The following is a 10,412-nucleotide window of genomic DNA, read 5'->3' as shown; positions in this document are numbered from 1 at the left end:
GTCCAACAAACGGGGCGCAGTTCATATCGGGGGATTCTCGGATGGCACAAACCGTCTAACGGTTGGCACTATGCTTGCAATCGAAGGACGACCGCCATGTCACGTCGTATACGGGGGAAACGGGGCGCGACGCGTCGGAACACGTTCGGTCTGGAAGGAGCGGTATGCGCGGCTCACATCACAGGAGGAACGCCGACATCCGGCGGCGCGCGTCGCATGATCGCGGCGACGTCGCCACGATAGGGGGAATCGACGGAGACAACAACGCGGGAACGTCGGCATCGGGGGAGTTCGTGCCGACGCCGTTCCTGGAAGCGATTGACATATCCGATCTGGTGAAGCGGCAGCGCAGCCTGCGACGGTCGATGTGGGGATTGCGGATCCTGTCGGTGCTGCTGCTGGTACTGGCGCTGTGCGTCATCGGATACCCGATGGTGCTGCAGTACCAGTCGGACGTGCGGCTGGCGCACACCACGTCGGCCGCGGCGGAACGCGTGGCGGGATGGCCATACCCGCAGGCCGAGGAGTCGCTGGCCGCCGCCCACGCCTACAACGAGCGGCTGGCCGCATCGGGGCAACCCGTGCTGGGCGAGGCGCGCGACCCGTTCTCCGCCGAGGCGGGCGGCTCTCACGCCGCGGGCGAGGACTCCGCCTCCGCGCAGGACGAGGAATACCAGTCGTTGTTGGACGCGGGTGGCGGTGTGATGGGGGCGATCCGCATCCCGGAGATCTCGGTGGATCTGCCGATCTACCACGGCACCTCGGAGTCGGCGCTGGCATCGGGCGCGGGGCACCTGTACGGGTCGAGCCTGCCGGTCGGCGGCGAATCAACCCACTCGGTGATCACCGGGCATCGAGGCTTGGTGGAAGCCATGATGTTCACCCGACTCGATGAGATGCGAGTCGGCGACTACTTCTATATCGACGTGATGGGCGAGACGTTGGGCTATCGGGTCGACCGGATCGAGGTCATCGAACCCGACGACACCTCGCGGCTGAAAATCGTGGAGGGTGAGGATCGTGTCACGCTGATGACCTGCACCCCGTATGGCGTGAACACGCACCGACTGCTCGTCTCCGGCGTCCGGGCGGCGATTCCGGGCGATATCCCGCCCATCGAGGAAGCGCCGCATGACCCTCGCGTGGCCGCGGCGATCGCCGTATCCGGCACGCTGCTGCCACTGCTGCTTCTGGTCGCGTTCCTGCGGCGAGGGCCGTGGAACCCGATGCGGCACGGGGCTCGCTGGCCGAAGCACTGGTAGATCTCGGGTTTCGGGCGATGGGCCTCTGAATGGACAACGGGTGACAGTCGTTGACCTGGTCCCATTGACCTGGTCCGCCTGCGGACTACGATGGACTGGGAATCGTGACGGAACGCAGAACGCGGAATCGGCGGGGAGCTGGCTATGGCTGCATACATGGAACACAAGGATCTGGCGAACGAGTTGATCGGCCCGGAACGGTCGCGGCAGATTGCGGACGGGGTGCATCGGGTGCTCGACCGCATTGCGGAGGCCGAACGCGCCGCTGGGCGCGAAGCCGAATCCGTGCGGCTGCTCGCGGCCACCAAAACCCGCGACGTCGGTGAGATCATGGCGGCGATTGATGCCGGTGTGCGGATGATCGGGGAGAACCGGCCACAGGAGGTCGTAGCCAAGGTCGAGGGCTTGCGGCGGCTGTGCCGGGAGCGCGGATATGCGTTGGGGACGGACGGCGGTGACGCGGCTGCCGGCGAACACATTCCGTTCCATCTCATCGGACAGTTGCAATCGAACAAGATCAACAAGGTCCTGCCGGTTGTGGACACCATCGAATCGGTCGATTCCGTCGAGCTCGCGGAGAAGATCGCGCGGCGGGCGGTGGCCGCCGGAATCACCGTGGGGGTGCTGCTTGAGGTCAACGAATCCGGCGAAGCCTCCAAATCCGGGTGCGATCCGGCGTTCGCGCTCGATATCGCCCGACGGATCGGCGCGATGGGCGGTGTGGAGCTGCAAGGACTGATGACCATCGGCGCACACGTGGATGATGAGCGGGTCATCCGGGCCGGATTCGCGCATCTGCGGCGGCTGCGTGAACAGATCCTGGCCTCCGGGGATCCGGGGACGCAGCATTGCCTTGAACTCTCCATGGGCATGACGCAGGATATGGAACTGGCAATTGCAGAAGGGTCGACCATTGTGCGCGTGGGCACGGCCATCTTCGGCGAGCGCGCGTTCAAGTGAGGTAGGAGAAGGGCCGCGCGTAGACTGTGAAGCATGAGAATCGCACGTTTTTCGCATGATGATGTTCCGCAGTACGCCTTCGTGCAGTATGACGAGGCCGAGGAGAAGGATTATCTGGTGGCGCTCGACGGGTATCCGCTCGGAGGCTCGCGCGTGAACCCGACCGGCGAGCGGTATGCGCTGGATGCTGATGGCATCCGGCTGCTGGCGCCGATCATCCCCTCGAAGATCTACGGCTTGGCCAAGAACTATGAGGCGCATGCGCAGTTCATGCATGAGGCCGGGCATTCGGACATCGCCCATGCGCCGGAGGACATGATGATCTTCATGAAGCCGTCCACGTCGGTCATCGGGCCGGATGATCCGATTGTCATGCCGGGTGCCTCGCATGACATGAACTATGAGCCGGAGGTGGCGGTGGTCATCGGGCGGATCGCCAAGAATGTGTCGGTGGAGCGGGCCATGGATTATGTGCTGGGGTTCACCTGCACCAATGATGTGACGCTGCGTGACCTGCAGAAGCTCGATCCGATGTGGACGCGCGCCAAGGGCTTTGACACGGCCTGCCCGCTGGGCCCGTGGATCCAAACCGAGCTCAACTGGCGTGACGCGCGGATTTCATTCAGCCTCAACGGTGAGGACGTGCCCGAGGCCAGCGGCACCACGGCCAACCTGATCCACGGTATTCCCGAGCAGATCGCCGCCATCTCCAGCTATGCCACATTGCTGCCCGGCGACGTGATCCTGACCGGCACCCCGCATGCCTCCGGCTCACTGAAGCCGGGCGACGAGGCCGTGGTACATGTGGAGGGCGTCGGCTCGTTGAGGAATGTGGTGGTTCAAGGCTGAGACCTGGGTAGGGGCGTACATGAGTGGTCCGCTTGTAGATGGGAGCGAAAGACATGCAATCGGCATGGGTCATCCTCTGAGGAAGGAATGGAGGGGCGGACCTCGTGTATCGTGGGGCCGGTTCCCGCGATTATAGGCTTGTCGGATATGGCTGGCCTTGTAACGCGCGGGATGTCCCTTTCTTGCTGCGTCTTGCTACGCGGTACCGGTGACTTCCGTATTCCGACGCATCTCTCCGGGCAGCATGCCGAATCGTTCCCTGAATAGCCGGTAGAAGTGCCCCATGTTGTGGTAGCCGACGATGTGCGCGGCCTCCGTTACCGGCATGTTGTCCTGCGTGATGAATGAACGTGCGGCGTCGAGCCTTACATTTTGTCTGTATGTCTGGAACGTGAGCCCGGTGTAGGCGCGTAGCAGACGATTGTAGTAATCCTTGTTGTAGTGGAAGCACTGTTCAAGATCTGTGAGTTCCACGTTGCCGTACCGTTCGTGAATCAGTCGTCTGATGTCTGATACGAGGGTCCGTTGCAGGGATACCTGCTCCTCCTGCTTGAGCTTGATGCGGAATCTCAAACGCAGCGTGTCCAGAAGCCGCAGCAGCAATCCATGGATGATCAGGCGCGCCCCGATGCGTTTCTCATGCGTTTCGCGGCAGATGAGCTCGATCAGGACATCGGCATCGTTGTTGCGGGATATGGGGGAGAACTGCATGATGCTGTACTGGTCGTGTTGGCGCATGACGAGTTTACTTAGCATGTTCTGTACCTCCCACTCGGATCGTTCGGAGAACACGGCGCGAAAGTCGTCCGCCGTGACCCGCAGGAAGATGATCTTGCTGCCGTCATGACGTTGAATGTCCTGATGGGCGACATTCTGGGCGATGATGCATGCGTTCCCCTGTGGAATGGTGACAATGTTCTCATTGAGAACAAATGAATAGGCACCTTGCACCACATAGGAAATCTCTAGGTAGGAATGGCTGTGCACCGGTCCCCTGTTGCCTTCCTCGAACACCCCGCTGACGTGCGTTAAATGCGTCATATCGAGCGAATCCAGAATGACTTCGATTCCTTGCTCTGTCAGTTCCCAATACAGCACCGAGAACGCGGACGCATCGATGATCTGCTGGGGGTTGGCTGGCGCGGCGTTCCTCTCCTGCTGCTGGATGAGGGCAGGGTTGAGCGCATCCTTGATGATGACGGTTTGCCAGTATTCGGTCAATGCCATGATGCCTCCGTGCGTTTGATTCGGTGAGGGATGACTGATCGTCTCAGGTAAAATATGCAAGAGGGAAGTCGTCCAATCGCATAGAAACTTTCGACATCCTGAATCTAGCATATAAATAAGCTTGGAATATAGCGAATGTTGCATGGTTGGCAACACTGTATCCAAGCTGTTCATATACGGATCAAGGATGATGACAATGACAACAGATAACAAACAGCCGTCTGCGGTAAAACTCCGCAGAAGAATGCAGCGGCGTCGTGCCGGGGCCACGTTGTTCGGCAGCCTATGTGTGCTGCTGGCGTGCGTGACCGCGCTCGCCGGCTCGTTTCAGAATGAACTGAACAGTTTCATGGGCATCACGTCGTTCGAGGTTCAGGGCGGTGACGGCGCCACGTATTACGCCAGTGAATACGACTCCATCGATGAGATGATGGAGGCCAAAGTGGCGTTGGCAGAGGACCTGACTGATGAGGGCATCGTGTTGTTGAAGAACAACGGTGCGCTGCCGTTGGCTGGCAACGGCAAAGTGACCGCGTTGGGCCGCGGATCAGTGGATCTCATCTATGCCGGTGCATCCGGTGCCGGCATCATCGGCAACGTGGGCACTGGCATCAACGCCACATTGAAGGAGGGTCTGGAAGCTGCCGGTTTCTCGGTGAATCCAACGATGTGGGATTTCTACAGCAACAGTGGTGTCTCCAGAATCAACGGCGGTGCCGGCGGCAACAGCGGCTACGCAATCGGCGAGGTACCTCTGTCGTCGTATCCGGACGATAAGGGGTACGACGAGTACGGGGATGCTGCAATCGTGGTCCTGACCCGCAACTCCGGGGAAAGCAACGAGGCCCCATCCGGTGAGTTTAATGACGGCGAAGTGTATTACCGTCTGAACCAGGATGAGCGTGACTTGATTGAGGAAGCGAAGGGGAACTTCGATACGGTCGTGGTCATTGCGAATTCCCCATCGGCCATGGAACTGGATGAGCTGAATGACGACGAACAGATCGACGCCATTCTGCAATGCGGCGGTCTGGGTATGAGCGGCGCCAAATCCCTTGGCAGCATATTGGCGGGTACGGTGAACCCGTCCGGACACTTGACGGATACGTACGCCGCCAATTCGTTGTCGTCCCCGGCGATGAGCAACCACGGCGACTATTCGTATTCGAATGCGGACGAGATCACCGCGGCGTCCGAGAACGGAAAGGCCGAGAACAATACCAAGTACTTGGTACAGCAGGAAGGTATCTACACCGGATACAAGTATTACGAGACCCGGTATGAGGACACCGTGCTGCAGCAGGGCAATGCTTCTTCGGAAACCGGTACCTTCGCTTCCGAAGGCGTTTGGGACTATGACGACGAGGTGACATGGAGCTTTGGCTACGGCCTGTCGTATACCACATTCCAACAGGAGTTGGAGAACGTTCGTGTAGCGGACAACGCTGTGGTTGCCACTGTCAAGGTGACCAACACGGGCGATGTTCCCGGCAAGTCGGTGGTGCAGCTGTACGCGCAGAGTCCGTATACGCAGTACGACATTGACAACGGAGTGGAGAAATCCTCCGTCCAGCTGCTTTCGTTTGATAAAACTGACACGCTGGAGCCCGGGCAGAGCCAGACGATTGCCTTGAACGCGGACCTGTACAGCGTGGCCAGCTATGATACCTATGGGCAAGGCACTTGGATTCTGGACGACGGCGACTACCGTTTCGCCATCGGTTCGGATGCGCATGACGCGTTGAACAACATCCTGGCGGCCAAGGGATACGACGCCTCTCGCGGCATGGATGCCGACGGCGACGCTTCCAAGGTGTCGACATGGACGAACGGGACATTCACCACCTTGGAAGTCCCCGAATTCAGCGATAACGGATTCACCACGCAGAACGGGCTGGTCCGTGAAACAAACGACGTGACGGTGGAGAACCATCTCGCCCACGCCGACCTGAACACGTGGATGCCAGAAGATCGGCAGATCTCCTATCTGTCCAGAAGCGACTGGTCTGGAACTTGGCCTGAAAGCCAGGAGAACCTGACCGCGACCGACGAGATGATTACGCATCTGCTGGCCCAGGTATATGAACCTGGTGATGAGGATACGTCGTCCATCGTCATGGGCGTTGACAACGGCGTCGAATTGGTTGGCCTCATCGGCAAGGATTATGACGATCCATTGTGGGATCAGTTGTTGGAACAGATGACGCTGCAGGATATGGTTGATCTGACGGCCAAGAACTTCAGTGCCACCAACGGCATTGACAATGTGGGGTATCCGGGCACCATCGAAAACGATGGGCCTTCCGGCATCGTAACCAACTACTCGTCGAAATATGATCACGGCAGCACGATCTTCCCCGGCATCGAGAACTACAGCTCGATCAACCCGAGAATGTATCCATCGCAGTCGCTGATCGCCAGCGCGTTCAACCGTAACCTGGTTTACGAGCAGGGCAGGATGTTCGGCGAGGATTCCCTGTACACCGAGCAGACCGAAATCTGGGCGCCGGGCCTGAATCTGCATCGCACGCCGTATTCGGGGCGCAACTTCGAATACTATTCCGAGGACAGTCAGATGACGTATATCCTCGGGGCGGAAATGGCTTCCGGCATCCAGAGCAACGGTGCAATCTGCGCGGTCAAGCACTTCGCGTTCAACGATTATGAGACGAACCGGTTCGGCCTGTCGACATTCCTGAACGAGCAGACGGCCAGAGAGAACGGCCTGCGCGGATTCGAGGGTGCCATCACCGTGGGGCATGCCCGGAACGTCATGACCACCCTGGCCCGCATCGGCGTGGACTGGATCGGGCAGGACAGTGAGATGCAGGATTCCATTCTGCGTGCGGAATGGGGGTTCGACGGCTATGTGGTCACCGATAACGCCATCCAGCCGTATATGAAGGAGTACGCTATCACGTACGGCACCGACAAGTTTGTGGTGTTCGTGCCTGATCGTTACGACCAGCTGCTGTTGGAAAACGCGCCGCACGATCTGAAACTGCTCACCGCATTGCGACAGGCATGCCATCGCATCCTGTATGTCAACGTCAACAGCAACGCCATGAATGGCATGAGCGCAGGTGCCACCGTCGTTCAGGCGACACCGGCATGGAAGGCTGCGCTCATCGTGGCCTGCGTGGTTATGGGCGTCATCGCGGCGTTGTTCACCATCTGGTCCGTGTTGGCTGACAGGCGTTATCGGAAGCTGGCTTGCTTGGAAATGGTCGACGGAACCCGGGTCAGGCGCGGCGCAGGTTGCGTGCTGGGCATCATCGGGGCCATGGTGATGATGGTGGCCGGAGTGATGTATATCACCGCCTCTAACGATTCGTATGGCTTGGATATACCGACCGTGGTGGCGATGGTAGCGGCGGTTGTCATGCTACTGGTCACGGCGGTGGGTGATCCGTTCCGATACGGCAATCTGGTGACGGGTCTGCTGATGGCCCTGTCGTTCGGTCTGCTGCTGAAATCGCGACTGGTCTATCTGCTCACCGGCGTCTTGGGCATCTCGCAGGACGGTATCGCCGGTGGCATCATTGGGGCCTTGCTGATGATCGCGGTGGCCGGGCTGTTCAACCTAGCCGCAGCTTTCTTCTCGGCGAAGCGGCGCGTGCCGATCAACCGGTAAACGGGTATGGGAACCAACGCTGCACGGCGATTCATCCGCCGTGCAGCGGACCCTTCTAAAGGAGTGACATGAACAAACAATCATTGAACGAATGTTGGACGGTGCGCCGGCTGGACGGCGATGGGGAACCGGTTGCGGTGGATCTGCCTTACGACGCCATGTTGCGCGAGCCGAGAAACGCTTCGTCCCTCGGCGGGCACAATATCGGCTGGTTCGAAGGCCATGACTATGAGTACCGCAGGGAACTCGAACTTGGTGTGGATCAGATTGAACGACGGATGATGCTGCAGTTCGAAGGTGTTTATCATAAAGCCCAGGTGTATGTGAACGACGTGGAGGTAGCGTCACAGCCTAACGGTTATCTGGACATCATCGCCGACATCAGCGACGTGGTCCACGCGGGAACCAACGTGATTCGCGTCGTCGCCCACGCGGCTGATCAGCCCAATTCCCGCTGGTACACGGGCGCTGGCATCTACCGGCCGGTATGGCTGCTGAGCGGGGGCGAGCGCTGCGTCATGCCGGACGGAGTGCGGATTCGGACAATCGCGGCGGATCGAGGCCTTGTCGGGCTGCGTGTCATCGGCTCGCGCCCGGGAACTGGCACTTATGTCGTTCTCGACGCGGACGGTCATGCCGTCGTCTCCGGAGATGTGCCGGTCGGCAGCGACTCCGATATCAGTGGGGAGGTGGCGGTCGCCATCCCCGACGTGCGACTGTGGGATGAGCAGACCCCGTACCTGTACGTCATGCGCGTCTCATACGGTGACGACGTGACGGAAACCCGGTTCGGTGTCAGAAGCATCGCGTGGTCCGCCGATAGTGGATTCACCGTCAACGGTCGCCGTGTCATTCTCAAGGGCGCCTGCGTGCATTCGGACAACCAGCTGCTCGGTGCGGAGAGCTATCGGGAATCCGAGGAGCGCAGGGTGCGGCTGCTGAAGAATTGCGGGTACAATGCCATACGATCCGCCCACAACGCCGCATCTCGTCAGCTCATCGAGGCGTGCGATAGACTCGGCATGTATCTGGTCGACGAATACGCGGACTGCTGGTATATCCACAAGACATGCCATGACTATGCCTCGTATGTGGAATCGCGGTTCGAGCGCGATCTGGCCAGCATCGTGACCAAGGACTACTCGCATCCGTCCGTGGTGATGTACTCCATCGGTAATGAAGTGGCCGAGACGGCGCAGAAGCGAGGCGTCGGGCTGACACGGGATATGACGGCATGCCTGCATCGGCTGGACGGCACCCGTCCCGTGACGTGCGGTGTCAACATCTTCTTCAATCTGCTCAGTTCGTTGGGATTCGGAGTCTACAGCGATGCCAAGGCTGAGCGGGAGGCCGAGAATACGGGCAAGACCAAGGCGGTCGGATCAGAGTTCTACAACAACCTGGCCGGTCTGTTGGGCGACACCGTCATGAAGTTCGGGGCTACGCTGCCGGGCTGCAACGCCAAAACCAAGGACGCATTCGCTGCAATGGATATCTCCGGATACAACTACGGCATCATGCGGTATCGGCGCGATTTGCGCCGCCACCCCGACCGTCTGATTGTAGGCAGCGAGACGTTCTGCAGGGATGCCGCCGCCTTCATGCGGATAGCCAAAACCAATACGCGTCTGATCGGCGATTTCGTGTGGGCCGGCATCGACTACATCGGCGAGACCGGCATTGGCGCATGGGAATATGAGGACTACGCGCCCAAGGATGGGCCGGAGCATGGTTGGCTCACCGCGGGTGCCGGCAGGCTGGACATCACCGGCAGTCCGCTCGGTGAGGCGTACTACACGCGTGTCGCGCTTGAACACGACCCTGGTCCGTACCTTGCGGTGCGACCGGTATACCAGACCGGCTCGCATTCATCGTCGGCTTGGAAGATGACGGACGCGTTGCGCAGCTGGTCGTTCCACGGGTGCGACGGCCTGCCGGCAAGCGTCGAGGTGTACAGCAACGCGGCTCGGGTGCGGCTCGAACTGAACGGTACGGTGGTCGGCACCAAGAGCGTTCGCGACTGTGTCGCAAGATTCTCCATGCGGTATCATGACGGCACTCTGATAGCGGTGGCATTGGACGGGCAAGGGCGCGAGATCGGTCGCGACGAGCTGGTTACGGCGCAGGAATCCACGCGACTGGAGATCTTCCCGGAAACCGGCGAACCGGGATGCGAACAGTCGGCAACCGTTCCGACGCGGGGATTGCTGCACCTGCGTCTGCGGTATACCGACGAATACGGCGTGTGGAAGCCGATGGAGAAGCACGAGATCCAGGTGAGCGTCACCGGCGGCATGCTGAAGGCGGCCGGCAATGGCGCGCCCTACAATCCGGACGGATACCTCCACTCCACAGTGCGCACATATTACGGTCAAGCTCTGGTCATAGTGCGGGCAGACCGCGGCGGAACCCTTGTCGTCACTGCCGAAGACGGCAGCGACACTGCCACATACATCGCTGAGATTGCTGGTGAGGGCTGA

Annotated in this window: 6 protein-coding genes; 5 read left to right on the top strand and 1 reads right to left on the bottom strand. The window is 60.0% G+C overall.

The genetic code is table 11. The features are described from left to right. The first annotated feature begins 164 nt into the window (after nucleotides 1–164). The 3 genes from B4C31_RS05980 (at nucleotide 165) to B4C31_RS05970 (ending at nucleotide 3,071) form a co-directional block, all read left to right on the top strand. Nucleotides 165–1,262, top strand: a complete 1,098-nt coding sequence (locus B4C31_RS05980; RefSeq protein ID WP_291531731.1) for a class C sortase — start codon at nucleotides 165–167, stop codon at nucleotides 1,260–1,262. 144 nt (nucleotides 1,263–1,406) lie between these two features. Next, the gene (locus B4C31_RS05975; protein ID WP_291531730.1) at nucleotides 1,407–2,222 is read left to right on the top strand and encodes a YggS family pyridoxal phosphate-dependent enzyme; all 816 of its coding nucleotides are present in this window, start codon (nucleotides 1,407–1,409) and stop codon (nucleotides 2,220–2,222) included. A gap of 33 nt (nucleotides 2,223–2,255) precedes the next feature. Beyond that, complete coding sequence (locus B4C31_RS05970) at nucleotides 2,256–3,071, top strand: fumarylacetoacetate hydrolase family protein (RefSeq protein ID WP_291531729.1); 816 nt, start codon at nucleotides 2,256–2,258, stop codon at nucleotides 3,069–3,071. 195 nt (nucleotides 3,072–3,266) lie between these two features. Here the strand turns inward: B4C31_RS05970 and B4C31_RS05965 are convergent, their stop codons facing one another. After that, nucleotides 3,267–4,298 (bottom strand): AraC family transcriptional regulator, encoded by a 1,032-nt coding sequence (locus B4C31_RS05965; RefSeq protein ID WP_291531728.1) that lies wholly within the window; start codon nucleotides 4,296–4,298, stop codon nucleotides 3,267–3,269. 244 nt (nucleotides 4,299–4,542) lie between these two features. Between B4C31_RS05965 and B4C31_RS05960 the strand changes: the two genes are divergently transcribed. Next, entirely contained in the window at nucleotides 4,543–7,932 is a 3,390-nt protein-coding gene (locus tag B4C31_RS05960) for a glycoside hydrolase family 3 C-terminal domain-containing protein (protein WP_291531727.1), read from the top strand. Between the two features lie 68 nt (nucleotides 7,933–8,000). Beyond that, complete coding sequence (locus B4C31_RS05955; RefSeq protein WP_291531726.1) at nucleotides 8,001–10,412, top strand: glycoside hydrolase family 2 TIM barrel-domain containing protein; 2,412 nt, start codon at nucleotides 8,001–8,003, stop codon at nucleotides 10,410–10,412.

Origin of the sequence: Bifidobacterium sp. UBA4282 (assembly GCF_002394995.1) — a bacterium.
Lineage (GTDB): Bacteria > Actinomycetota > Actinomycetes > Actinomycetales > Bifidobacteriaceae > Bifidobacterium > Bifidobacterium pullorum_B.
This window is presented reverse-complemented; position numbering and strand designations above follow the sequence as displayed.

Bases quoted from the DNA above. Each gene is read 5' to 3' on its own strand.
- B4C31_RS05960 (WP_291531727.1), top strand. From the start codon at position 4,543: ATGCAGCGGCGTCGTGCCGGGGCCACGTTGTTCGGCAGCCTATGTGTG.
- B4C31_RS05965 (WP_291531728.1), bottom strand. From the start codon at position 4,298: ATGGCATTGACCGAATACTGGCAAACCGTCATCATCAAGGATGCGCTC.
- B4C31_RS05955 (WP_291531726.1), top strand. From the start codon at position 8,001: ATGAACAAACAATCATTGAACGAATGTTGGACGGTGCGCCGGCTGGAC.
- B4C31_RS05980 (WP_291531731.1), top strand. From the start codon at position 165: ATGCGCGGCTCACATCACAGGAGGAACGCCGACATCCGGCGGCGCGCG.
- B4C31_RS05970 (WP_291531729.1), top strand. From the start codon at position 2,256: ATGAGAATCGCACGTTTTTCGCATGATGATGTTCCGCAGTACGCCTTC.
- B4C31_RS05975 (WP_291531730.1), top strand. From the start codon at position 1,407: ATGGCTGCATACATGGAACACAAGGATCTGGCGAACGAGTTGATCGGC.